General features: G+C 68.6%; 26 protein-coding genes, 1 tRNA gene and 1 pseudogene. 16 read left to right on the top strand and 12 right to left on the bottom strand.

Annotation, left to right across the window (positions count from 1 at the left end; all coding sequences use genetic code 11):
- Positions 1 to 61: 61 nt before the first annotated feature.
- Both ACXMYJ_RS02025 and ACXMYJ_RS02020 read left to right on the top strand, forming a co-directional pair.
- Positions 62 to 568, top strand: a complete 507-nt coding sequence (locus ACXMYJ_RS02025) for a phage holin family protein (protein WP_260755631.1) — start codon at positions 62 to 64, stop codon at positions 566 to 568.
- Positions 568 to 1527 (top strand): alpha/beta fold hydrolase, encoded by a 960-nt coding sequence (locus ACXMYJ_RS02020; protein ID WP_443187218.1) that lies wholly within the window; start codon positions 568 to 570, stop codon positions 1525 to 1527. Before ACXMYJ_RS02025 ends, ACXMYJ_RS02020 begins: the two co-directional genes overlap by 1 nt.
- 4 nt (positions 1528 to 1531) lie before the next feature.
- On the opposite strand, the gene marP is transcribed toward ACXMYJ_RS02020, so the two are convergent.
- From marP to nth, 4 genes are read right to left on the bottom strand one after another with little or no spacing between them, the layout of a single operon-like run.
- Positions 1532 to 2725 carry an acid resistance serine protease MarP gene (gene marP, locus ACXMYJ_RS02015; protein ID WP_443187219.1) on the bottom strand — a complete coding sequence of 398 codons (1194 nt, stop codon included), beginning with the start codon at positions 2723 to 2725 and terminating at the stop codon, positions 1532 to 1534.
- Positions 2722 to 3504 (bottom strand): NUDIX hydrolase, encoded by a 783-nt coding sequence (locus ACXMYJ_RS02010; RefSeq protein WP_443187220.1) that lies wholly within the window; start codon positions 3502 to 3504, stop codon positions 2722 to 2724. The genes marP and ACXMYJ_RS02010 overlap by 4 nt, the downstream gene beginning before the upstream one ends.
- On the bottom strand, positions 3501 to 4154 hold the full coding sequence (locus ACXMYJ_RS02005) for a TlpA disulfide reductase family protein (RefSeq protein WP_260755635.1): 654 nt from the start codon (positions 4152 to 4154) through the stop codon (positions 3501 to 3503). The genes ACXMYJ_RS02010 and ACXMYJ_RS02005 overlap by 4 nt, the downstream gene beginning before the upstream one ends.
- A gap of 9 nt (positions 4155 to 4163) precedes the next feature.
- Positions 4164 to 4844, bottom strand: a complete 681-nt coding sequence (gene nth / locus ACXMYJ_RS02000; RefSeq protein ID WP_260757836.1) for an endonuclease III — start codon at positions 4842 to 4844, stop codon at positions 4164 to 4166.
- A gap of 192 nt (positions 4845 to 5036) precedes the next feature.
- Here nth and ACXMYJ_RS01995 point away from each other — a divergent pair, with 192 nt between their 5' ends.
- Complete coding sequence (locus ACXMYJ_RS01995) at positions 5037 to 5369, top strand: hypothetical protein (RefSeq protein ID WP_260755636.1); 333 nt, start codon at positions 5037 to 5039, stop codon at positions 5367 to 5369.
- Positions 5370 to 5481: 112 nt separating this feature from the next.
- On the top strand, positions 5482 to 6156 hold the full coding sequence (gene crp / locus ACXMYJ_RS01990) for a cAMP-activated global transcriptional regulator CRP (protein ID WP_003931718.1): 675 nt from the start codon (positions 5482 to 5484) through the stop codon (positions 6154 to 6156).
- A gap of 13 nt (positions 6157 to 6169) precedes the next feature.
- On the opposite strand, the gene ACXMYJ_RS01985 is transcribed toward crp, so the two are convergent.
- Genes ACXMYJ_RS01985 through ACXMYJ_RS01975 form a run of 3 tightly spaced genes read right to left on the bottom strand, consistent with a single transcriptional unit; the run spans position 6170 to position 7589 of the window.
- Positions 6170 to 6946, bottom strand: coding sequence for an MBL fold metallo-hydrolase (locus tag ACXMYJ_RS01985; RefSeq protein WP_443187221.1), 777 nt, complete (start codon positions 6944 to 6946; stop codon positions 6170 to 6172).
- A gap of 26 nt (positions 6947 to 6972) precedes the next feature.
- Positions 6973 to 7431 carry a RidA family protein gene (locus ACXMYJ_RS01980; RefSeq protein WP_260755639.1) on the bottom strand — a complete coding sequence of 153 codons (459 nt, stop codon included), beginning with the start codon at positions 7429 to 7431 and terminating at the stop codon, positions 6973 to 6975.
- Positions 7428 to 7589 (bottom strand): DUF4177 domain-containing protein, encoded by a 162-nt coding sequence (locus ACXMYJ_RS01975; RefSeq protein ID WP_157897640.1) that lies wholly within the window; start codon positions 7587 to 7589, stop codon positions 7428 to 7430. Before ACXMYJ_RS01975 ends, ACXMYJ_RS01980 begins: the two co-directional genes overlap by 4 nt.
- 74 nt (positions 7590 to 7663) lie before the next feature.
- On the opposite strand from ACXMYJ_RS01975, the gene ACXMYJ_RS01970 reads away from it, so the two are divergent.
- Both ACXMYJ_RS01970 and ACXMYJ_RS01965 read left to right on the top strand, forming a co-directional pair.
- A complete protein-coding gene (locus ACXMYJ_RS01970; RefSeq protein ID WP_260755640.1) occupies positions 7664 to 8722 on the top strand; it encodes an ArsA family ATPase in 1059 nt (352 codons plus the stop codon).
- 14 nt (positions 8723 to 8736) lie between these two features.
- Complete coding sequence (locus ACXMYJ_RS01965; RefSeq protein WP_460353631.1) at positions 8737 to 9867, top strand: ArsA family ATPase; 1131 nt, start codon at positions 8737 to 8739, stop codon at positions 9865 to 9867.
- A 114-nt stretch (positions 9868 to 9981) separates the two neighbouring features.
- Here ACXMYJ_RS01965 and ACXMYJ_RS01960 read toward each other — a convergent pair whose 3' ends face one another.
- Positions 9982 to 10338: a WhiB family transcriptional regulator gene (locus tag ACXMYJ_RS01960; RefSeq protein WP_396884657.1), complete on the bottom strand. Its 357-nt coding sequence runs from the start codon at positions 10336 to 10338 to the stop codon at positions 9982 to 9984.
- 331 nt (positions 10339 to 10669) lie between these two features.
- On the opposite strand from ACXMYJ_RS01960, the gene ponA2 reads away from it, so the two are divergent.
- From ponA2 to ACXMYJ_RS01925, 7 genes are all read left to right on the top strand, one after another.
- Positions 10670 to 13120 (top strand): transglycosylase/D,D-transpeptidase PonA2, encoded by a 2451-nt coding sequence (gene ponA2, locus ACXMYJ_RS01955; RefSeq protein WP_260755642.1) that lies wholly within the window; start codon positions 10670 to 10672, stop codon positions 13118 to 13120.
- A 47-nt stretch (positions 13121 to 13167) separates the two neighbouring features.
- On the top strand, positions 13168 to 14133 hold the full coding sequence (locus ACXMYJ_RS01950; RefSeq protein ID WP_260755643.1) for a metallophosphoesterase: 966 nt from the start codon (positions 13168 to 13170) through the stop codon (positions 14131 to 14133).
- Positions 14130 to 15221, top strand: a complete 1092-nt coding sequence (cds1, locus tag ACXMYJ_RS01945) for an L-cysteine desulfhydrase Cds1 (RefSeq protein ID WP_460353628.1) — start codon at positions 14130 to 14132, stop codon at positions 15219 to 15221. The genes ACXMYJ_RS01950 and cds1 overlap by 4 nt, the downstream gene beginning before the upstream one ends.
- A gap of 243 nt (positions 15222 to 15464) precedes the next feature.
- A tRNA-Pro gene (locus tag ACXMYJ_RS01940) sits at positions 15465 to 15538 on the top strand.
- Between the two features lie 166 nt (positions 15539 to 15704).
- Entirely contained in the window at positions 15705 to 15989 is a 285-nt protein-coding gene (locus tag ACXMYJ_RS01935; protein WP_260755648.1) for a type VII secretion target, read from the top strand.
- 3 nt (positions 15990 to 15992) lie between these two features.
- A complete protein-coding gene (locus ACXMYJ_RS01930; protein ID WP_443187225.1) occupies positions 15993 to 17363 on the top strand; it encodes a hypothetical protein in 1371 nt (456 codons plus the stop codon).
- A 35-nt stretch (positions 17364 to 17398) separates the two neighbouring features.
- Positions 17399 to 18100 (top strand): hypothetical protein, encoded by a 702-nt coding sequence (locus ACXMYJ_RS01925; protein ID WP_460353624.1) that lies wholly within the window; start codon positions 17399 to 17401, stop codon positions 18098 to 18100.
- Here the strand turns inward: ACXMYJ_RS01925 and ACXMYJ_RS01920 are convergent.
- The 3 genes and pseudogenes from ACXMYJ_RS01920 to ACXMYJ_RS01910 all read right to left on the bottom strand — a co-directional run.
- Entirely contained in the window at positions 18087 to 18869 is a 783-nt protein-coding gene (locus tag ACXMYJ_RS01920) for an ESX secretion-associated protein EspG (RefSeq protein ID WP_260755652.1), read from the bottom strand. The two genes, ACXMYJ_RS01925 and ACXMYJ_RS01920, sit on opposite strands and share 14 nt — an antisense overlap.
- A gap of 72 nt (positions 18870 to 18941) precedes the next feature.
- Positions 18942 to 19286: a muconolactone Delta-isomerase gene (catC, locus tag ACXMYJ_RS01915; protein ID WP_260755653.1), complete on the bottom strand. Its 345-nt coding sequence runs from the start codon at positions 19284 to 19286 to the stop codon at positions 18942 to 18944.
- Between the two features lie 5 nt (positions 19287 to 19291).
- Positions 19292 to 19748 (bottom strand): annotated as a pseudogene (locus tag ACXMYJ_RS01910) (dioxygenase family protein); the annotation flags it as partial.
- 350 nt (positions 19749 to 20098) lie between these two features.
- Here ACXMYJ_RS01910 and ACXMYJ_RS01905 point away from each other — a divergent pair.
- The 3 genes from ACXMYJ_RS01905 to ACXMYJ_RS01895 are packed head-to-tail and all read left to right on the top strand — an operon-like array spanning position 20099 to position 23669.
- Positions 20099 to 21751: an HsdM family class I SAM-dependent methyltransferase gene (locus ACXMYJ_RS01905; RefSeq protein WP_443187227.1), complete on the top strand. Its 1653-nt coding sequence runs from the start codon at positions 20099 to 20101 to the stop codon at positions 21749 to 21751.
- Complete coding sequence (locus ACXMYJ_RS01900; protein ID WP_260755655.1) at positions 21741 to 22727, top strand: hypothetical protein; 987 nt, start codon at positions 21741 to 21743, stop codon at positions 22725 to 22727. The genes ACXMYJ_RS01905 and ACXMYJ_RS01900 overlap by 11 nt, the downstream gene beginning before the upstream one ends.
- A 24-nt stretch (positions 22728 to 22751) precedes the next feature.
- Positions 22752 to 23669 carry a phosphatase PAP2 family protein gene (locus tag ACXMYJ_RS01895; RefSeq protein ID WP_460353620.1) on the top strand — a complete coding sequence of 306 codons (918 nt, stop codon included), beginning with the start codon at positions 22752 to 22754 and terminating at the stop codon, positions 23667 to 23669.
- Between the two features lie 46 nt (positions 23670 to 23715).
- Here the strand turns inward: ACXMYJ_RS01895 and ACXMYJ_RS01890 are convergent, their stop codons facing one another.
- A complete protein-coding gene (locus tag ACXMYJ_RS01890) occupies positions 23716 to 23844 on the bottom strand; it encodes a hypothetical protein (protein ID WP_260755657.1) in 129 nt (42 codons plus the stop codon).
- Positions 23845 to 23849: the final 5 nt, after the last annotated feature.

The raw sequence follows: 23849 nt of genomic DNA, 5'->3' as shown, positions 1-23849 counted from the left end.
AGTGGGACGCCACGTGGCAACATGAACGCGACCGAGAAGAGTGGCCGGAAGGAAGCCCCGCGTGAGCGATCGCAGAAACGGCGTGCCGAACACCGTGACGTCGATACCGCTGGTGGACCCTCACGCACCGAAACCCGACCCGTCGATCGGGGATCTGGTCAAGGACGCGACCGCGCAGGTGTCGACGCTGGTGCGGGCCGAGGTCGAGCTGGCCAAGGCCGAGATCACCCGGGACGTCAAGAAAGGGCTCACCGGCAGCGTCTTCTTCATCGCCGCGCTGGTCGTGCTGTTCTATTCGACCTTCTTCTTCTTCTTCTTCCTGGCCGAGCTGCTCGACAACTGGCTGTGGAAATGGGCGGCCTATCTGATCGTCTTCGGCATCATGGTCGTTCTCACCGGGCTGCTCGCGCTGTTCGGTTACCTGAAGGTGCGCCGTATTCGGGGCCCCCAGAAGACCATCGAGACGGTCAAGGAGATCCCGGAGGCGTTCACCCCCGGCCCGGACAAGAGGACCGTAGCGACCACCAACGGCGATCCGTCGACGCAAAAAGACCCCTCAGGCTGGTAATGAACCCACCCGATCCGTCGGTGGTGCGCATCGGCGGGCCGTGGCGGCATCTGGACGTGCACGCCAACGGGATTCGTTTCCACGTGGTGGAAGCCCAGCGCCCAGCCGAGCTCGACGACCGGTCACGCCCGTTGACGGACCGCCCGCTGGTCATCCTGCTGCACGGATTCGGGTCATTCTGGTGGTCGTGGCGCCATCAGCTCACCGGTCTGACCGGTGCCCGCGTCGTGGCCGTGGACCTGCGCGGCTACGGCGGCAGCGACAAGCCGCCGCGCGGATACGACGGGTGGACGCTGGCCGGGGACACCGCGGGCTTGGTCCGGGCACTGGGCCACAACAGCGCCACCCTGGTCGGCCACGCTGACGGCGGCCTGGTCTGCTGGGCCACCTCGGTGCTGCATCCACGAGCCGTGCGGGCGATCGCGGTGGTCAGCTCCCCGCACCCGGCCGCACTGCGCACCTCGACCCTGACCCGGCGCGATCAGGGTCGGGCCCTGCTGCCGTGGATGTTGCGCTATCAGCTGCCGATGTGGCCCGAGCGCGCGCTGACCCGCCACGACGGCGCCGAAATCGAGCGGCTGGTGCGCAGCCGGTCCACGGCGAAATGGCACGCCAGCGAGGATTTCGCGGAGACCGTCGGCCATCTTCGGCGCGCCATCCAGATCCCGTCGGCGGCGCACTGCGCCCTGGAGTACCAGCGCTGGGCGGTGCGCAGCCAGCTGCGCGGTGAGGGGCGCCGCTTCATGGGTTCGATGAAGCGGCCGCTGGGGGTGCCGGTGTTGCACCTGCGTGGGGACGCCGACCCGTATGTGCTGGCCGATCCGGTGCAGCGCACCCAGCGCTACGCCCCGCACGGCCGGTACGTCTCGATCGACGGCGCCGGTCACTACAGCCATGAGGAAGCACCGGAAGCGGTCAACGAACAGCTGCGCCGCTTCCTGGGCCAGGTGTACGGCTGACGGGTCAGCCCGCGTTGATGCAGGTGCCGGTCGGGACGCGTTCGACGTTGCCGACCTTGGCCATCTGCCGGGCCACCTCGTCGGCGGTGAGCACGAACCCGGTGTCGACGTCGTCGACGGCCGCGCCGAACACCACACCGAGCACCTTGCCCTGCCGGTTGATCATCGGCCCGCCGGAGTTGCCCTGGCGCACAGTGCCTCTGATGGTGTAGACCTCGCGGGTGACGGTGGTGGACCGGTAGATGTCCGGCCCGTTGAGCTCGATGACCTCGCGCACCCGCGCCGGGGTCGCGGTGAAGGCGCCGCCGCCGGGATAGCCCATCACGATGCCGTCGGTGCCCGGCTGCGCCTCCGCGTCGACGAACTGCAGCGGGGCGGACGGCAGGTTGGGCACGTCGAGGATCGAGATGTCGGCGTTGGGGTCGTAGGAGACCACCCCCGCGTCGTAGGTCTGTCCGTCCACCTCGACGGTGACACTGTTCGACCCGGCCACCACGTGCGCGTTGGACATCACCCGGTTGGGGGCGATGACGAAACCGGTCCCCTCCAGCACTTTCTGGCAGCTCTGCGCGACTCCGCGCACCTTCACCACGCTCGACCGGGTCGTGTTGACCACCGGTGAGGTGGCCAGCGACGGGTCCGGCGGGTCGATCTCGGCGACCGGTGTCGGTCCGAACGGTTTGAGCACGTCGTGCAGTCCGGCGGTCTCCCACAGCGCCGAAAGCCGGTTGGGTACCGATCGCAGCCAGCTGGGAGCGACGGAGTCGACCTCGGCGATGACCTTGGAACCCTGCACCGCGGCGACCAGATTGGGTTGCGGCGAGGACACCAGCGCGGTGCCCAGCAGCCAGGCCGCCGTCAGCACCAGCACCAGCTGCAACGCGACCCCGACGACCGAGTCGACCACCCGCAGCCCGGGACTGCGGATCGCCCCGCGTACGGCTCTGCCGAGCACCACCCCCGCGATCTCGCCTATCACGACCAGCGCCAGAATCAGGAACAGGGTGACGAAGAGCTTGGTGCGCGGGCCGCTGATGTGGTCGACGACGTAGGGGGCCAGCAGGATTCCCGCCGCGGCGCCCAGCGCCACCCCGACAAGAGCCAGCAAGGAGCCCGGCGCGCCCGATCGCCAGCCGGAGATGGCGGCGATCAGGGCTAACGCCAGGATGCTGATATCAAGCCACTGAGACGAGTTCATCGTTGCGCATCACCGTAACTGCCCTGGGCGTCCAGCAACGCCATTGCGTCGTCGAGTTCGTACACGTTGTCGCTTTCCCACGGCACCGCCCAGCCCGCCACCTCCAGCAGAGCGGCGATCACCTGCCCGGTGAACCCCCACACCATCATCTCGTTGAGCAGGAATGCCGGGCCGGCCGTGCGGCGGGTGTTCTGCTTGCGGTACACCGAGATCCGATTCTGGGGATTGACGAAGGCGCGCACCGGGACCCGGGCCACGACGGCCGTCTCGGCCGCGTCGACCACCGCGACCGGTCCCGGATCCGGTGAGTACGCCAGCACCGGCACGACATGGAAGCCCGACGGCGGGATGAACATCTTGTCCAGCACGGCCAGCGGCTGCACTCGGCCGGTGTCGATGCCGGTCTCTTCGGTGGCCTCCCGCAGCGCGGTGTGCACCGGGCTGCGGTCCTGTGGGTCGGCGGCCCCGCCGGGGAAGGCAGCCTGGCCGGCGTGATGGCGCAGGGTGGAGGCCCGCACGGTCACCAGCAGGTCGGCGTCGTCGGGCAGGACACCCGGCGCCCCGTCCCGGGGGCCGGAGAACAGCACCAGCACCGCAGCGTCCCGGCGGGTGCCGGTCACCGCGGCCGTGGTGTTGGCCGCAGCGAGCCCCGCCAGCACCTCGGGCGCAACTCTGCGGCGGTAGGCGTTCTTGACCGCGCCGGGGTCTTCGACGAGCGGGACCAGCCAGGGCGGAGCGGCGGACGGGATCAGCTCGTCGTGTCTGCTGTCCCAGCTCACGCGACTCCAATCTTCGGGTCGACCGCGGCGGCGATCTCGTCAACGGTCGCAAATGACCGGGGCAGGATCTCGGCAACGCTACCGTCCGGGCGCAGCACCACCGTGGCCGGCATCACGTTGGGCACCTGCAGCGCTGCGGCGATGGTCCTGCGCCCGTCCTGCACGGTCGGCAGGTGCACCCCCAACTCAGCCAGCCGCAGCAACGCCGCGCTCTCGTTCTCGTCCTGGTGCACCGTCAGCACGGTGACCGCCGGGCCGGCGCGGCGCTGATACTCGGCCATCGCGGGCAGCTCGTCGGCGCAGGGTCCGCACCAGTACGCCCACAGGTTGAGCACGACGGCCTTGCCGGCCAGCGCTTTCGCGACGTCGACACGCGATCCGTCCCCGGCGCACTCGAGCACGATGCCGCGCAGCGCCTCCGGGCCGGGACCGGGACCCGGCGACGGGCACGGCGCCAGATCGGCGCGGGCACGCGGACCGGTCAGCGCCTCCGGGGTGTCGGCGTCGCGCCGGTCCCGCGCAGACGGCACGTCGCGTCGCGCGCCCGGTTCGGAGTCGCCGGCACCTAGTTCGGTCCACAGCGCGACACCGAGGGCGATCAGGATGACCAGCGCCACGATGCTCCACCGGGTCGACGCACTGACGGACAAGACCTGCGCCTACAGCCCCGCCAGCGCCAGCAGGTGCTCGGTCTCGGGCCCCTTGACCAGCGGCGCGGCGATGAGCGGGTCGGTGGGGCCGGTCCCGTAAGACGGGCAGTCGTTGGCGAGCACGCACACCCCGCAGGCGGGCTTACGGGCGTGGCACACGCGCCGGCCGTGGAAGATCACCCGGTGGCTGAGCAGTGTCCACTCGCGGCGCTCGATGAGCTCGCCGACGGCGTGCTCGACCTTGACGGGGTCCTCCTCGGCGGTCCAGCGCCACCGACGGACCAACCGCCCGAAGTGGGTGTCGACGGTGATTCCCGGGACGTCGAACGCGTTGCCCAGGATGACGTTGGCGGTCTTGCGGCCGACGCCGGGCAGCGTGACCAGTTCGTCGAGGGTGGCCGGAACCTTCCCATCGAAGCGTTCCACCAACGCCTGGCCCAGCCCGATCAGCGAGTTGGCCTTGTTGCGGTAGAACCCGGTGGGCCGGATCAGCTCCTCGAGCTCGGTACGGTCGGCGGTCGCGTAGTCCACGGCAGTCCGGTACTTCTTGAACAGGGCCGGGGTGGTGAGGTTGACGCGCTTGTCGGTGCTCTGCGCGGACAGAATGGTTGCGACGGTGAGCTCCAGCGGATTGGTGAAGTCCAATTCGCAGTACACGTGCGGAAACGCTTCTGCCAGAGCGCGGTTCATCCGGCGGGCGCGGCGGACCAGGCCGAGCCGGGTCTCTTTGTCCCATTTCGCGGCGCGCGGGGCCCTGCCGGCCGGTTTCACGGTCACCAGGCCAGGGTACTGACGACGACCGACACACCCGGTGGTGGATAGGTCCTTAACGTGGACTTTTCGTGATCCCGCCGAGACCTTCACCGTGTTTACTTCTGCGTTGTGTCGTGGTTGCTCGTCGCGCTGATCCCTGGGTTGCTGATGTTGGCGACCTTCGGTCTGGAGCGCGTCGAGGCCGGCCTGCGTCGCGACGCGTTCTCCCCGGCCGACGTCGACGAGTTCCTGCGCCGGGCCGACACCGACCGCGCCGAGACTCCGGCATCGGCGAACGCCGACAGGGCGCCGCGCACACCGCCCCGGCGCGTCGAGCAGCGGGACACTCCGACGGACGGGTTTCTCGAACCTGTGTCGGCGCCGGGACTGACCGCCGGCGGGTACTTCGCTACGCTCGCGAATACTGAGTTTCGGCAGACCCGACATGCCGATCGTGTGTAGCGTGGGCAGGTCACACAGGGCTTGCCTCTAGACTGACGTCACGACTTTCGAGGTCGGCTCGCGCATTTTTTGATCATCGAACGCACAAACATCGAACGCACAAAGGGGCAACGTGGACGAGATCCTGGCCAGGGCCGGAATCTTCCAGGGTGTAGAACCGAGCGCCGTTTCCGCGCTGACCAAGCAGTTGCAGCCCGTCGACTTCCCGCGCGGACACACGGTGTTCGCCGAGGGTGAGCCCGGCGACCGCCTGTACATCATCATCTCCGGGAAGGTGAAGATCGGTCGCCGTTCCCCGGACGGTCGCGAGAACCTGCTGACGATCATGGGCCCGTCGGACATGTTCGGTGAGCTGTCGATCTTCGACCCGGGTCCGCGGACCTCGAGCGCCACCACCATCACCGAGGTGCGCGCGGTGTCGATGGACCGTGAAGCGCTGAGGGCGTGGATCGCCGACCGGCCCGAGATCGCCGAGCAGCTGCTGCGCGTGCTGGCCCGCCGTCTTCGCCGCACCAACAACAACCTCGCCGACCTGATCTTCACCGACGTCCCCGGCCGCGTCGCCAAGCAGCTGCTGCAGCTTGCGCAGCGCTTCGGCACGCAGGAGGGCGGCGCGCTGCGCGTCACGCACGATCTGACCCAGGAGGAGATCGCCCAGCTGGTCGGCGCGTCCCGCGAGACCGTCAACAAGGCGCTCGCAGACTTCGCCCACCGCGGCTGGATCCGCCTGGAGGGCAAGAGTGTGCTGATCAGCGACTCGGAGCGGCTGGCCCGCCGAGCGAGGTAGACCCTTTCCGCGGTTACTTCCGCAGGAAGTTCAGCTGCGCTTGCACCGACCATTCGGCGGCGTCCCACAGCTTCTCATCGACATCGGTGTACACGTGCTCGACGATTTGCCGGGCCGTGGCGTCCTCCCCCAATGCGCGTAGCGCGGCCCGGACCTGGTCGAGTCGCTCTTCGCGATGCGTCAGATACATCTGGCTGACGGCGACCATGTCGTCGAGTTCGGGTCCGTGCCCGGGCAGCACCCTACGGTGCCCGAGACCGCGCAGCCGGCGCAGCGACTCCAGGTAGTCCCCGAGGTCGCCGTCCTCGTCGTCGATGACGGTGGTGCCCCGCCCCAGGATCGTGTCCGCGGTCAGCACCAAATCGTCATCGACGAGGAAGGACACGGAATCGGCGGTGTGGCCGGGGGTCGCCATCACGGTGATCTTGAGACCGGCCGCGTCGATCACCTCACCGTCGGTCAGCGAGCCGCCGAGACCGCGCTGGAAACCGCTGCCCACCGACCGCACCACCGCTCCGGTCAGGTCGACCAGTCGGTCGATGCCGCCCGTGTGGTCGCCGTGGCGGTGACTGATCAGCACCAGCGGAATCGGGCCGAGCGCGGCAAGCCGCTCGATGTGCTCGTCCTTGTCGTCGGGGCCGGGATCGATTACGACCATCTCGTCGCTGCCCGGTCCGCGCAGCACCCAGGTGTTGGTCCCGTCGAGCGTCATCAGCCCCGGGTTCTCGCACAGCAGCACCGACGCGGTGTCGGTCACCGGTCGCAGCACGTTGTACGCGGGGTGCTCCACCTACGCGACCTCAGCCCGATCGTCGCTCACGCGACCTCCACGATCACTTCCACTTCCACCGGCGCGTTTCGCGGCAGCTCGGACACCCCGACCGCGGAGCGGGCATGGGCGCCGGCCTCGCCGAATATCTCGCCGAACAACTCGGAGGCCCCGTTGATGACACCGGGCTGCCCGCCGAAGCCGGGCGCGGAGGCGACGAAGCCCACGACCTTGACCACCTTGACCACAGCGTCGATGCCGACCAGCGCGTCGACGGCGGCCAGCGCGTTGAGCGCGCACCGGCGGGCCAGCGCGTGCGCATCCTCGGCCGACACCTCGGCGCCCACCTTGCCGGTCACGGTCAGCTCACCGCCGGCGATCGGCAGCTGTCCGGCGGTGTAGACGAGGTTGCCGGTGCGCACCGCCGGGACGTAGGCCGCCAGCGGCGCGACCACCTCGGGCAGCGCGATGCCCAGCTCGTCCAGTCGGGCCGACCAGGCGCTCACTTGGGTCGCTTGAGGTAGGCCACGTGCTGCTCGCCGGTGGGTCCGGGCAGCACCGAGACCAGTTCCCAGCCGTCTTCACCCCACTGGTCGAGGATCTGTTTGGTGGCGTGCGTCAACAGCGGGACGGTCGCGTACTCCCATTTGGTCGCTTCGCTCACGCCGCCCACCTCTTCTGTTCGCTCATGCGGCTGAGCTTATCCGGGATCGGACAGGCCTTGGCTAGCATGCTTGGGTGGCTACCACCCCTTCCGGGTCTTCCGGTTCTTCCGGATCGTCCCGCACCAAGCAGCCCGGCTGGCCTTCGCGCCTGACCAAGGCGCGGCTGCACTTCGTCTCCGGCAAAGGCGGCACGGGCAAGTCGACCATCGCCGCGGCGCTGGCGCTGGCGCTGGCCGCGGGTGGCCGCAAGGTGCTCCTCGTCGAAGTCGAAGGGCGCCAAGGGATCGCGCAGCTCTTCGACGTCCCGCCACTGCCCTATGAAGAGGTCAAGATCGCGACCGCCGAAGGCGGGGGCCAGGTCAACGCGCTGGCCATCGACACCGAGGCGGCGTTCCTCGAATACCTGGACATGTTCTACAACCTCGGCCTGGCCGGACGGGCGATGCGCCGGATCGGCGCCGTCGAGTTCGCGACGACGATCGCTCCCGGCCTGCGGGACGTGTTGTTGACCGGCAAGATCAAAGAGATCGTCACGCGTAACGAGAAGGATCAGCCGCGGGGCAAGGGCGCCGTGTACGACGCGGTCGTCGTCGACTCGCCGCCCACCGGACGTATCGCACGCTTCCTCGACGTCACCAAGGCCGTGTCGGACCTGGCCAAGGGCGGGCCCGTGCATTCGCAGGCCGAAGGTGTGGTCAAGCTGCTGCACTCGGATCTGACGGCGATCCACCTCGTCACGCTGCTTGAAGCGCTGCCGATCCAGGAGACGCTGGAGGCGATCGAGGAGCTGCGGGAGATGGGTCTGCCCATCGGCAGCGTCATCGTCAACCGCAACATCCCCGCCTACCTCGCTCCCGACGACCTGGCCAAGGCCGCCGAGGGCGTCATCGACGCCGATGCGGTGCGGGCCGGTCTGGCGAACGCGGGCATCACGCTCTCCGACGACGATTTCGCCGGCCTGCTCACCGAAACCATCCAGCACGCCACCCGCATCGCGGCGCGCAACGAGAGTGCCGAGCAGCTCGCCGAACTCGATGTGGCCCGGCTGGACCTGCCCTCGCTGCCCGACGGGGTCGACCTCGGCAGCCTCTACGAACTAGCCGAAGAGCTCGCCCACCAGGGCGTGCGGTGAGCGGGAGAGACACGATGAGCCACACCCCACCGGCCCTCGACATGGCGTCGATTCTGCACGACACCTCCAACCGGGTCGTGGTCTGCTGCGGGGCGGGCGGCGTCGGCAAGACCACCACCGCGGCCGCGATGGCTCTACGGGCCGCCGAATACGGACGCACCGTGGTCGTGCTGACCATCGACCCGGCCAAGCGGCTGGCCCAGGCGCTCGGGATCCGGGATCTGGGCAACACCCCGCAGCGGGTGCCGCTCGCGCCGGAGGTGCCCGGCGAACTGCACGCGATGATGCTCGACATGCGTCGCACGTTCGACGAGATGGTGATTCAGTACTCCGGACCCGGCACGGCGGACGCCATACTGGACAACCAGTTCTACCAAACTGTGGCCACCTCGCTTGCCGGCACACAGGAGTACATGGCCATGGAGAAGTTGGGACAGCTTCTGGCAGAAGACAAGTGGGATCTGATCGTCGTCGACACCCCGCCGTCGCGCAATGCGCTGGACTTCCTCGACGCCCCCAAACGCCTGGGCAGCTTCATGGACAGCAGGTTGTGGCGGATGCTACTGGCACCGGGCCGCGGCATCGGCCGGTTGGTCACCGGCGCGGTCGGCCTGGCGATGAAGGGCATGTCGACGATTCTCGGTTCCCAAATGCTATCGGACGCAGCCTCTTTCGTGCAGTCCCTGGACGCGACGTTCGGCGGATTCCGGGAGAAGGCCGACCGTACCTACGATCTGCTCAAACGGCGGGGCACACAGTTCGTGGTGGTGTCGGCCGCCGAGCCCGACGCGCTACGGGAGGCGTCGTTCTTCGTCGACAGGCTCTCCTCCGAGCACATGCCGCTGGCCGGGCTGATCCTCAACCGGACCCATCCGACGTTGTGTCAACTGCACGCCGAGAAAGCGGCCGAGGCCGCCGACGATCTGGCCGAGACCGACCCGGACTCGGTGGCGGTGGCGGCGTTGCGTATTCATGCCGACCGGGCCTCGACGGCCAAGCGGGAGGTGAGGCTGCTGTCGCGTTTCACCGGCGCGAACCCGCACGTGGCGCTCGTGGGTGTGCCGTCACTGCCGTTCGACGTATCCGACCTCGAGGCGCTGCGAGCGATCGCCGATCAGATCACCGGCGGGCCAGCCGCGGCGTAGACCGCGAATTTCGCCCCAATGCAGTAGCCGCGCCCCGGAGGGCGCGGCTTCCGCGTGTCCGATCGGCTGGGCCGACCCGCGAATCAGGCAATCGCGGCTCAGCTGTGCGAGGTGTTAGCCAGCAGTACGGTGTTTGCGCTGAGCGGCAAAGAAGTCGGCCCAGGAGACGACCTCGGGATGCTGCTTGAGCAGGGCGCGGCGCTGACGCTCGGTCATGCCTCCCCAGACGCCGAACTCCACTCGATTGTCCAGCGCGTCAGCGCCGCACTCGGCGATGACGGGGCAATGCCGGCAGATCACCGCGGCTTTGCGCTGGGCAGCGCCGCGGACGAACAGTTCATCCGGATCCGTCTGGCGACACCGGGCTTGTGAGACCCAGGCAATGCGGGCCTCGGCCTCTGCGCTGTGCGGAATGGACTGGCCGGATGGGTCCACGGAGGTCTTACGAGCCGCAGGCTTGATTGTTGACACCGGCGATCCCCTTATCGTTCTGGCCGCGCCCCGACAACGCAGACGATGATTAACCCACGCGTCGATTGCTGATGCGATCTACGCCACACTGCGAGGACCAGGTGTGACCTGCATCGCACTGTCAGCTCAACTTAGGTGGTCAGGGACAGTTTGCGCAATACATCCGTGACCACTTTTTTGGGACGACCGTGCCGTCATCCGGGTATCGTGCTGGACCTCAGCGGGCTCGTCCGCACATAACCGCGTCCGAATGGCGTTTGACATGGCCTGTCACGACCGTATCCGGGCTGCTCGTGACCGGGGGCCCGGAATTCGTCGCTAGTCTGTACGCATGCCGGAGCACCCCTCGGGCCGTCCGCCGCGCGCGGTGACGGTCATCAAGCTCGCCTGGTGTGTGTTGCTCGCCAGTGTGGTGGCCGCCGGATTGATGTTCCCGATCGTCGGCGGTTTCGGGCTGGTGTCCAACCGCGCATCCGACGTCGTGGCCAACGGCTCGGCGCAGTTGGTCGAGGGCGAGGTCCCTCAGGTGTCGACCATGACGGACTCCAAGGGCAACATCATCGCGTGGCTGTATAACCAGCGGCGCTTCGAGGTGCCCAGCGATCAGATCGCCAACACGATGAAGCTGGCGATCGTTTCTATCGAAGACAAAAGGTTTGCCGACCACAACGGTGTCGATTGGCAGGGCACGCTCACGGGCCTGTCGGGTTACCTGTCGGGCAACCTCGACACCCGCGGTGGTTCGACGATCGAACAGCAGTATGTGAAGAACTACCAGCTGTTGGTGATCGCGCAGACCGACGCCGAGAAGCGGGCCGCGATCGAGACCACCCCGGCCCGCAAGCTGCGCGAGATCCGCATGGCGTTGACGCTGAACGAGACGCTCACCAAGCCGGAGATCCTGACCCGCTACCTGAACCTGGTGTCGTTCGGCAACAACGCGTTCGGCGTGCAGGACGCCGCGCAGACCTATTTCGGTGTCAACGCCTCGGAGCTGAATTGGCAGCAGGCCGCACTGCTGGCCGGCATGGTGCAGTCCACGAGCACGCTCAATCCGTACACCAACCCCGACGGTGCGCTGGCGCGCCGCAACGTGGTGCTCGACACCATGATCGACAACCTGCCCGAGTACGCCGACGAGCTGCGCGCGGCCCGGGAGGAGCCCCTCGGGATACTGCCCCAGCCGAAGGAACTGCCGCGCGGCTGCATCGCCGCAGGCGACCGCGCGTTCTTCTGCGACTACGTGCTGGAGTACCTGGCCCGCGCCGGGATCAGCAAGGATCAGGTGGCCAAGGGTGGCTACATGATCAAGACGACGCTGGATCCGGACGTGCAGGCCACCGTCAAGAACGCGATCACCCAGTACGCCAGCCCGGATCTACCCGGCGTCGCGAGTGTGATGAGCGTGATCCGGCCAGGTAAGGAGTCGCACCCGGTGCTGGCGATGGCCAGTAACCGTACCTACGGCCTGAATCTGGACGCCGGGGAGACGATGCAGCCGCAGCCGTTCTCGCTGGTGGGCAATGGCGCCGGGTCGGTGTTCAAGGTCTTCACCACGGCCGCGGCGATGGAGATGGGCATGGGCATCAACGCCCAGCTCGATGCGCCCAGCCGCTTCGAGGCCAAGGGGTTGGGCAGCGGCGGTGCGCGGGGCTGCCCGCCCGCGACCTGGTGCGTACAGAACGCCGGCAACTACCGCGGCCAGATGAGCGTCACCGATGCACTGGCCACCTCCCCCAACACGGCGTTCGCGAAGCTGATCGCCCAGGTCGGGGTGCAGCGCACCGTGGACATGGCGGTGCGGCTGGGCCTGCGCTCCTACGCGCTGCCGGGCACCGCGCGCGACTACGACCCGGAAAGCAACGAGAGCCTCGCCGACTTCGTGAAGCGGCAGAACATCGGTTCGTTCACCCTCGGCCCGATCGAGGTCAACGCACTCGAGCTGTCCAACGTGGCCGCGACGCTGGCCTCCGGCGGCACGTGGTGCCCGCCCAACCCGATCGCCGAGGTGTACGACCGCTACGGCGAGCCGGTGTCGGTGACGACCGAGACGTGTGAGCAGGTCGTCCCGGAGGGGCTGGCCAACACACTGGCCGTCGCGATGAGCAAGGACGACACCGGCGCGGGAACCGCCGCCGGTGCGGCGGGCTCGGCGGGCTGGACCCTGCCGATGTCCGGCAAGACGGGCACCACCGAGGCCAACCGTTCGTCGGCGTTCCTGGGCTTCACCAACCAGTACGCCGCGGCCAGCTACATCTACGACGACTCGACGGCGCCCACCGAGCTGTGCTCGTTCCCGTTGCGGCAGTGCGGCTCCGGCAACCTGTTCGGCGGCAATGAGCCGGCCCGCACCTGGTTCACCGCGATGACTCCCATCGCCACCGCGTTCGGTGACGTCACGCTCCCGCCCACGGATCCGCGCTACGTGGACGGGGCGCCGGGTTCGAAGGTGCCCAGCGTGGCGGGTCTGACCCAGGACGCCGCGCGGCAACGTCTGCGCGAGGCCGGATTCCAGGTCGCCGATCAGCCCTCGCCGGTCAACAGTTCGTCGTCGTACGGCACCGTGGTGGGCACGTCCCCCACCGGGCAGACGGTTCCGGGATCGATCATCACCATCCAGATCTCGAACGGCATCGCCCCCGCTCCGCCACCGCCGCCGGCCGGTGCGCCGCCGCCGGGCGGGCCGCCACCGCCGGTCGGCCAGCAGGTGATCCAGATTCCGGGCTTGCCGCCGATCACGGTGCCGGTCCTCGGCCCGCCGCCGCCACCGCCGCCGGGCTGACCCCCCGGGAACCTGTGAGGCACGGGAAGTAGCGATAGGCTGGGCGAATGCACGTCGCTTCACCGGGATCGATCCTGAAGACCACCGCCGCCGCGTCGGTCGGCACGCTCGTCGCCGGCATCGGGTACGCGTCGCTGATCGAGCGCAACGCCTTCGTGGTCCGCGAGGCGACGATGCCGGTGCTGACCCCCGGGTCGTCCCCGCTGAAGGTGCTGCATATCAGCGACATCCACATGCGGCCCACTCAGCGGCGCAAGCAGGCGTGGCTGCGCGAGCTCGCGGGCTGGGAACCCGATCTCGTCGTGAACACCGGCGACAACCTGGCGCACCCGAAAGCGGTGCCGGCCGTGGTGCAGGGCCTCGGCGACCTGCTGTCGGTACCCGGTGTTTTCGTGTTCGGCAGCAACGACTATTTCGCGCCGAAGCTGAAGAACCCCGCCAACTATCTGACCAAGCCCACCCACCGGATCCACGGTGAGCCGCTGCCCTGGCAGGACCTGCGGGCGGCGTTCACCGAGCGCGGCTGGCTGGACATGACCCATACCCGGCGCGAGTTCGAGGTGGCCGGCCTGCACGTCGCCGCGGCCGGCGTGGACGACCCGCACCTGACCCGGGACCGCTACGACACCATCGCCGGGCCGGCCAGCCCGTCGGCGAACCTGACGCTGGGGTTGACGCACTCCCCCGAGCCGCGGGTGCTGGACCGCTTCGCCGCCGACGGCTACCAACTGGTGATGGCCGGCCACACCCACGGCGGTCAGCTGTGCCTGCCGTTCTACGGTGCGATCGTCACCAACTGCGACCTCGACCGGTCGCGGGCCAAGGGCCCGTCGCGCTGGGGCGCCCGCACCCAGCTGCACGTGTCGGCCGGCATCGGCACCTCGCCGTTCGCGCCGCTGCGGTTCTGCTGCCGCCCCGAGGCGACATTGCTGACGCTGGTGGCGGCTCCGACCGGGGGTTCCGACGCGGGATCGAAGGCCGGACAGTCGAGCCCCTCCGTATCGGCGCGGTGAGCCCGCCGGGCCCGTGTCAGCGGCAATCGCGGGCATGGGTGGACAACGCGGTCCGGCTGATCGAGGCCGACGCGCACCGCAGCGCTGACACGCACCTGCTGCGCTACCCGTTGCCGTCGAGTTGGTCGGCGGGCGTCTCGCTGTATCTGAAGGACGAGACCACCCACATCACCGGAAGCCTCAAGCACCGGCTGGCGCGGTCGCTGTTCCTGTACGCGCTGTGCAACGGCTGGATCGGTGAGGATACGACGGTCATCGAGGCGTCGTCAGGCTCCACGGCGGTGTCGGAGGCGTACTTCGCGGCGATGCTGGGGTTGCCGTTCATCGCGGTGATGACGGCCTCGACGAGTGCCTCGAAGATCGCGCTGATCGAATCCCAGGGCGGGCGTTGCCATTTCGTCGAGGAGGCGGCGCAGGTGTACGAGGAGGCGCACCGGCTGGCCGACGAGACCGGCGGGCATTATCTCGACCAGTTCACCAACGCCGAGCGCGCGACGGACTGGCGGGGCAACAACAACATCGCCGAGTCGATCTTCTCGCAGATGGGTCAGGAGACCCACCCGGTGCCCGACTGGATCGTCGTCGGCGCCGGCACCGGCGGCACCAGCGCCACCATCGGGCGCTACATCCGCTACCGGCGCCACCCCACCCGGCTGTGCGTGGTGGACCCGGAGAACTCCGCGTTCTACCCGTCGTACATGAGTGGGGAGGATGTGGTCACCGGCGCGTCGTCACGCATCGAGGGGATCGGGCGTCCGCGGGTCGAGCCGTCGTTCGTGCCGGGAGTGGTGGACCGGATGATCTCGGTGCCCGACTGCGCGTCCGTGGCGGCGGCGCACCACGTGGGCCGGGTGCTCGGGCGGCGGGTGGGCCCCTCCACGGGGACCAACATCTGGGGGGCGTTCTGCCTGCTCGCCGAAATGGTGGCCGAGGGCTGCAGCGGGTCGGTGGTGACGTTGCTCGCCGACAGCGGCGACCGCTACTCCGACACCTACTTCTGCGACGAGTGGCTGACCAGCCACGGCATCGACCCGGCCGAATCGTCCGGGGTGCTGGCCGAGTTCGAGCGGTCCGGGCGCTGGCCCTGATCGTCGGCGCGCCGCGTTAGCGGGCCGTCGGAAGTCAGGAACAGCCACAGCGCGGCCAGCAAGAAGAAGCCCAGGTAGATCGATGCGCCCAACCCGGTCATGGCTCGCCTCGTTTCGTCGGTCTGTGTCTGTCAGTGTGCATAACGCCACCGACAGCTCCGTTCCTTCCCCGGGGTGTGTCGCGTCACGGATGGGCGTTTGGCGTCTTCGGCGCCCGGTGCGATACGCTGTCGTGGCTTCACTCGGGGTGTGGCGCAGCTTGGTAGCGTGCTTCGTTCGGGACGAAGAGGTCGTGGGTTCGAATCCCGCCACCCCGACTCGTGTGTTCGCAGGTGAGAGGCCCTGACTGGTTATCCAGTTCAGGGCCTTCTTGCTGTCGCACCAGGCCGTCCCCGGGCCCGGAAATTGGTGACCTGACCCCCTCTGAGCCGCAACTAATCTCCTAGCTGACCCTGCGTGTCGATCGGTCGGAGGGAGACTGCTGTGGAAGTTGACCCGGACGTGCTGCGTGCCTTCGCCGGGCAGGCGGACATCGCATCGGGCCGGATTCATGAAGCCGACGTCGGGGGCAAAGTCTCCTCGGCCGCCGACGGCCTGGACAGATCGACCACGCAGTGGGCGGCCGGACTCGTCGGCGCCCACGTCGACCAGCTCGCCGGCCAAATCGCGGCCAACGTCGCCGAGATGGGTACGGCGGTGCGCGGAGCAGGCAACACCTATGAGGTGACGGACCAGGGTCTGGCGGAACGCTTCGTCGGGATCTTCTGATCCGTGTTGCCCTCACGTTCCCGGCTGGAACGCTGGAACCCTGACACGCTGACGTTCGCCGGCCGGTCCATCACCGACACCGGCACGGCGATCGAAGACGCGGTGACGGCGGTCGGCACCAACATCGCCACGATGCCGGACACCAGGGCCTGGTCGGGCGACGCGCACACGGCAGCCGCGTCGATGTTCGAGCGGGCGGCGAAGCAGACGAGTGCGTTCTCGGCGTACACCACCGCCGTCGGTCAAGCCCTGACACACGGCGCCGGCACCATCGGCGCGGCCCGAACCTCGCTGTTGGACAAAGCCGATCACCTCGATATGAGCGGCGAGCTGCACGTCAGTGACCAGTGGGTGGTGCTGATCACCGGCGCTCAGCTTTCCGCCGAACAGACCGCGGCGCTGGAACGGCGGGCCCAGTCCGAGCAGGCCGCGGTCAACCGGCTGCTGCTGGCGGTCGGAGCCGCCGATGACGAGACCGCCGCCGCCGTCACCGACGCCGCACAGCCGTACGGATTCGAGGCGCCCAACCAGGCCGATCTCGGCGGCCTGCTGCTCCCGGGAACAGAGCGGCCCGGTGACGACGTGCCCGATCCGTCGACCGCCCTGGGTCTCCTTCAGCAGGCCACCATCCGGGACGCGGACATGGCGCAGACGATCCGGGATACCAAGGTGGACAAGCAGTTCCACTCTGAGGCCGGAGAAGAGATCGCCACCGTCACGACGATGTTCATGCAGGACGGTAGTAAACACGTCAGGACTGCCGATGCCGAACCGCAGTTCTCCGACCGTGGGCCGCTGACCACCGAAGTGCATTTCGACAAGGACGGCAACACGATCTCGGAGACGACCTCGGTCGTCTTCGAGGACTGGGCGCACCACAGCCTGGCCGGCTCGAAATCGACCACGACACAACTCGCCGACGGCACGGTCATCCTTTTCCTGGAGCGCCCCAACGGCCAGAAGGTCGGCACCATCACGACGCCGGACGGCCGCCAGGCCGATGTGCCGCTCGACCTCTACAACCATCCGATTCTGACCGCCGCCGGCGCTGCTCTGAGTGGACTGGAAAACCAAGCCGGACGAGGTATCCCGATGCTCACCGATGACGCTGCGGAGAAGGTGCGGTTCGGGGCGAAGTACGGCGGACCGGCACTGGGTATCGGCACTGCGTTGTGGGATATCGCAGTGGCGGACACAGGTTTCGAGAAGTGCGTCGCAGCGGCCGAAGGCGCCACCTCGGTGGCTGCGGGCACCCTCGGGGGCATCGCCACTGCTACGTTCAGCCCACCGATCACCGCTGTCGCAGTGTTCGGCGCGTCCGGTGCCGGTCAGGCGTTGGGCAACTGGATCGGCAACACGTTCTGTCCGCGATGAGATCCCCCGGCCGGCTGATCGTGGGCATCGTATGCGTGGCGGTCTTGTCCGTCTTCCTCGTGGGATGGTCTGTCACTTGGCTTCTACGCGGCAGTTACCTCACCGCGGTCATCATGCTCGGTGCCGGCATCATGTGCTCCACTGCGACTTTCCAGGCGGGGTACGCGCTGTCGGGAGCGGCCCGACCACGGACGGAATATGGTTCCGCCGGCACGGTGATCCGGCCGGCGAAGTGGCTCGACCCGGTGAGCATCGTCGGATTCACGTGCGGTGTCCTCGCGGCGGGCTTGTACCTGGTGTTCGCCCCTCAGGGCATGGTCGATTACGTTCCGAGAGGCACTCTCCGAGTGGGGATTTTCTCGCTGTGCATCTTCGTCCTGACGTTCGGGGTCGCGGTCCTCTACCGGATGTTCCAGCACGGCGACAGCCACCTGCGCCTCCACCCCGGCGGCTTTGAGATCTGGAACGGCCACTGGAACGTCTTCAAGCGCGGAGAATGGGACGAGATCGAACAGATCCTGGACCGTCAGCCCCGTGGCCGAAGCATCGGGCGCGAGATGATCGTTGTGAAGCTGCCCCGCCGCAGCGCAATGCTGGTGACCGACACCATGACAAACAACAGTGACGCGCTCCGCGAGTGGGTCCGCTTCTACTGGCAGCACCCCGAATACCGAGACGAGCTTGTCGACCGCCGCGCCCTGCAACGTCTGCACGACGAAAGGTTCATCCCCGAATGATCAGCTGATCCACGCAGGCATTGAGCAACTCGGCGTCCAGCGGTTCGGCGCAGCCGGTGTCGTCCGGTTCGTACAGGTAGTCGCCGTCGTCACGGACCTGCACCCACTGCAGGAGCGGACTGTCGGGATCGACGCCCCACTGCCGCGCCACGTCATGCCGCACCTGCACGGTCCCGGTCGCCACGACATCACGACCTTCGACGACGCACACCTCGGGTTCTTCGGCGGCGGGGGTCATCGTGAGGCCGAGGTCGTCGTACCGGTCCAACGTTTCCGGCGGCTCCGGCAACCGATCCTCCATGCCGGCCACCGCGATCCGTGGATGGGTCCCGGGACCGACCAGCCCGGCCGCGCCGGTGACCACCACAGCCAGGCTCTCCGGGGACACCGCGTAGATGTCGACGACGTCCACTCCGTCGCGATCTCGACGCTGCATCGCGACGAACCCGTCCCCGCCGGCCCGCAACCCGTGCAGCCGGAGGTCGGGGGTGTCCTCGTCGACGTGATGAACCCGGCATTCGACGCACACCTCCGCCCGCACAAGGGTTTCCACCCAGGGCCGGATACCGCGCAGATCCCCGTCGCTCAGCCGCTCCTCCGCCGGTCCCACCTCGCGGCAGGCCAGCCACACCGACCCCACCGGCCGGGTCCGTCCCAACGGGTACGGCAGCAGGTCACGGCCGTACAGTTCGCAGGCCGACTCCAGATCGACCACCGCGACCGTGCCCACCAGTTCCGACCACACCTTCTCCGAGAGACCGCCCGCCATGGCTCCATTCTGCTGCCCGCGCGTCATCACGAGTCACACGAACCCACTCTTTGCAGAGGTCTTCTCGCACTTTCACTGAGAAAAGCGGATACGTGAGGCCACCGGGACGAATGGGACCCGGGACAGAAAACCGTACTCCGCGTTGACGTCCGACGGGTGCACGGCCAGCGGCGTGACGTGGATCTTCATGTACGGAAACAGCGGCAGGCCCGAAAGAATGTGGTGCAGTTCGTCATTGGAGTCGACGTCGAAGATCGAGTAGTTGGCGTACTCGCCGACGATCCGCCAGATGTGCGGCCACTTGCCGTCCCGCTGCAACTGCTGCGAGTACAGCTTTTCGTGGTGCACCAAATCGGCCCGCTGCTGCGGGTCCATGTCCGGCGGGATCGCGTCGTCCATGCGGACGTGGAACATCATCGGCGGATCAGCTCGGGCTTCACCGCGCCGGCGATGTCGTCCTTATTGAGCGGGTCACCGAGGAAGTACAGCTGGGCGGTCAGCAGCTCGTGGCCGGGTGCGGACACCTTGACGTGCATGTGGGCCGGACGCCAGGCGTGCCAGCCCGCCGCGGCGATCAGCTTGCCGCAGGAGCCGTGGGTGGGGACCTGGTACGGCGGGGGAGGATCGTGCTGGTCTCGAACGCGCCGTCGGGACCGGTGCTGAAACTGCCGCGCAGGTTCCACTCGGGCAGGTTGGGCGCGAACTGCGAGTAGAAGCCGTCGGCATCGGCGTGCCACAGCTCGACCTTACCCTCCGGCGGGGTGCCGTCGGTGGAGGTGATGGCGCCCGCCCACACCAGTGGGCTGCCATGCTCTCCGTTGCGCATCGGATCGTGCCTCGTGCACCGCATTCCGGCGAGTCGGGCACGTGATAAGGGCCGGGAGCGGGGCGAGATGCTGGGCGGTCCAGCTGGCCGGCTCAGGACGCGCCGGCGACCTGGGTCATCGGCTGCCCACAGCAGACCTCCCGGTGTTCCATCTCGGGTGGACACGGGCACGGTTTCTCGTAGACGAGGGCCGCCCCGCACTCCGTGCACTCATACCGATCGCCGATGCTGCGTGCCATCGCTGTCCTCCTGCCGTGCCGATGTGGGCATGGTATTTCCGGCGGCGGGCCGCCGGGTACGGCCGAAAGTCCTCTCGTGGTCGGCACCGACCCATCCCTGAGCCCGTCCGCCGAGGTCGGCGGGTCAGCGGGGTTCTGTCGGTGCCCTGCGGCACGATATCGGCATGCTCATCGGTGACAGAGGAGACCACGCCTCGCTGCGCAAGGCGCGTGGGGCGTTCTTCACCCCTGTACCGGTGGCGCGTTTCCTGGTGGAGTGGGCGGTCCGCGATCCCGCGCACGCTGTACTCGAACCCTCCTGCGGCGAGGCCGTTTTCCTGCACGAGATCGGGCGGCGCGGTGGCCACACCGGCCCGCTGGTGGGCGTCGAGATTCACGCCGATTCGGCCGCCGAATCGCAGCGCGGGCTGCGCGCGCACGGCATCGACGCAGTCATTCACACGCAGGACTTCTTCTCCCACAACCAGTTCGGCCACTACGACGTGGTGGTCGGCAACCCGCCGTATGTCCGCTACCAGGACTTCGCCGGGGAGCCCCGGGCCCGAGCACGTCAGGCCGCGCTGCGCGCGGGCGTCACACTGTCCAACCTTGCGTCATCCTGGGCGGCCTTCACGGTGCACTCGGCGCTGCACCTGCGACCCGGCGGCCGGCTGGCGCTCGTGCTGCCCGCCGAGCTGCTGAGCGTGAACTACGCCGCGGGCGTGCGTCAGTACCTGATGGACCACTTCACCTCGGTCGGCCTGGTGCTGTTCGACGAACGCGTGTTCCCCGGCGTGCTCGAAGAGGTCGTGCTACTGCTGGCCGACGGCTACCACCCCGACGGCGGCACGGGCGCCGACCACATGCAGCTGTTCCAGGTCCGCGACGCCGACGGTCTGGCCCGGGTGCCGGTGCCCCGGCGGTGGAGTCCGCCAGGCAACGGCGCCAAGTGGTCGGCCGGGCTGATGTCGGCGGCGGGCCTTTCGGCGTTCGACACGGCGGTGCGCAGCGACGCCTTCACATTCCTGGAGACCTGGGGTGACACCACCCTGGGCATGGTGACCGGCAGCAACCGGTTCTTCACGCTGTCACCGGCCAAGGCCGACGCGCTCGGCTTGACCCCATCAGACCTGCTTGCGCTATCCCCGCCGGGATCGCGCCACCTGCGCGGTTTGGCGCTCACCCCGGGCGCGCTGCGCACCCTCGGCGCGGAAGGTCGCTCGACCTACCTGTTCCGACCCGCCGGACAACCCTCCCCCGCGGCCCGGCACTACATCGCCTCCGGCGAGGACCTCGACGTGCACCGGGCCTACAAGTGCCGGGTGCGCACGCCGTGGTGGCGGGTGCCCTACCTGCGCCCGGCGGACCTGTTCCTGACCTACATGAACGCCGACACCCCGCGCCTGTGCGGCAACCGGGCCCGCGCGCACCACCTCAACTCGGTGCACGGGGTGTATCTGCGCGACGAGCTGCGCCGGCTGGGCACGAGCCTGCTGCCGCTGGCGTCGCTGAACTCGGTGACCCTGCTCGGCGCCGAGACGGTGGGCCGCGCTTACGGTGGGGGGATGCTGAAGATCGAACCGCGGGAGGCCGACGTGCTGCCGGTGCCGTCACCGGAGCTGGTGCGCCGCAACGCCGACGACCTTCGCCGTATCCGTCCGGCGGTGGCCGCCTGCCTGCGCGACGGACGGTTGCTCGACGCGGTGGCCCTGGTCGACGACGTGCTGCTGCTCGGTTCCTCGACACTGTCCGAGCGCGGCCTGCGCGCAGTCCGCCGTGACCACGCGGCCCTCACCGCGCGTCGGGTCGCCCGCGGAAAAGGCAACGGTGGCAAGTAAACCCAGTGCCAAATCGCTGGCGTGGCCGTTGTTCGACGCCCTGGTCGAGAATTCCGAGTTCAAGACCGTCAACCCGTGGAAGGCCGACGGCACCTTCGCCCCCGACTACGGCACGCTGCGCAAGTTGCTCGCGGTGCCGATCATGCTGGGCGCCGAGAGCCGATCCGGGGTGCCCGCGCTGGCCCTCGATGTGTGGGTGGCCTACGAGCTGCGCCGCGCCGGCCTGGACCCGGACGCAGTGTGGCCGCGGGCCGAGGCCCCGCGGGTGGTGGACCGGGACGTGCTGAGCTTTCTGAAGTCGATCCCGAAGGCGGCGGGCCGCGACGAGTTGCTGGCGCGGCTGCGCACCGGCGCCGCCACCGGCGGTGCGGCCTCGGCCAACATCGCCGGCAAGAACTACTTCAAACAGGTCGACGTGATCATGTCGTCCTGGCAGACGGGGCCGGAGCTGCTGATCTCGACCAAGCGGATGGATTCGTCGTTCGGCAAGAATGCCGCCAACCGCGTCGAGGAGTCCTACGGCGACGCCAAGAACCTGGCGCTGCGTCATCCGCTGGCGGCGCTGGGGTTCATGTACTCGCTGCGGTCGACCGCCCACACCGAGGAGCGCAGGCAGTTCGACTGGATCGTCGATCTGCTGATCAAACTCGGCAGGGAGGCCGACGCCTACGACGCGTGTGCTCTCGTGGTGCCCGAGTGGGAAGGGGCCGGGCCGGTCGACGAGCCGCCCGGCGCCGACGACGCCGTGATCGAGCCGTACCTCTTCGAGCTCGACGACGACGCCGCGGAGCCGGCGCCGATCGACGTGGCCGCGCAGATCGCCGTGCTGCCCGAGGTGACCCTGCGCACCGACCTGGTGCCCGACGAGCTCAGCCCGGCCCGGTTCTTCGCGGTGATGCTGACGATCGTGCTGGAGAACTCGAACATCACCCAGCACGAGGAGGCGCGGCTGCGGCGCAGTCGAGCACGCGGCTGACCGGCATGAGAGGATCGTGGCCCCGTGCAGACCGATCTTCTCGCCCAGGACGAAACGCGTCGCCGACTCACGCGTGCGCACCGTCGGTGGACCGTGATCCTGCTGTGCGCCTTGCTGTTCCTCGCAGCCGTCTATTGGCTGGCGGTGCGCACCACCACCGGCCAGGAGGTCGAGAACGCCGCACTGTACGGCGCCGACCAGGTCGATCTGCGGGCGTTCCTGGCGGCCAGCAGACTGCTCGACACCATCACGGTGACGTCGCTGGCGTCGGCGACACTGCTGGTCGGCGCCATCGGGCTGCTGCGGCGTCAGGTCAACCTCGCCGTCGCCGCGATGGCGGTGATCCTGGGCAGCCAGGCCGTCACACAGGTCCTGAAGTTCTTTGTGCTGCAACGGCCCAACCTGACCGGCAACGAGGACTACCTGTCCAACACGCTGCCCAGCGGCCACACCACCGCGGCGATGTCGGTGTTGTTCGCCACCCTGATCGTGATGCCGTACCGGTTCCGCGGGGTGGCCATGTTCTTCGCGCTGACCTGGGCCGTGGGCATCGGCGCCTACACGGTGATCGCGCAGTGGCACCGGCTTTCGGACACGCTGGCCGCCGACGCGGTGACGCTCGCGGTGGCCTGCGCGGCTTCGCATTTCCTGGCCAGCACCGGACGGATCCGCGCCGTCGTCACCCCGGGGGCGGCGCGGTACACGCTGAGGACGGTGTTCGTCGCGATCGTCACCGTGGTCGGCGCGGTGAGCGCGGCGCTGGGCGCGGTGGCGCTGCTGGCCGCACTGCATCAGGACATTGACACCGCCGCCGAGTGGCGGCTCTTCCTCAGCGCCCAATGGCTTGCGGCGGCCGGGTCGATCGCCGCCGCGCTGCTGTTCTGGTGGTCGTGGCACCGATTGGAGACCAAGCGCCGCGGGGACACCAGCGCGGTGCGCTGAATGAAACCGGGCCGCGGTGCGCTGAATGAATCCGGGCCGCGGTGCGCTAAGCCGTCGGCTCCTCGGTGTCCTTGTCCACGTCCGGGGTGTCCCGGTCCGGGTCCTTCTCGGAGTCGACGGATTTCGACGCCGCCGAGTCGTCTTCGTCGTCGTAGATCCCTTTACCGCGGGTCATCGAGA

Source organism: Mycobacterium sp. ZZG (genome assembly GCF_054786995.1).
The sequence above is the reverse complement of the archived record's forward strand: the minus strand, read 5'-3'. Positions and strand labels throughout refer to the sequence as shown.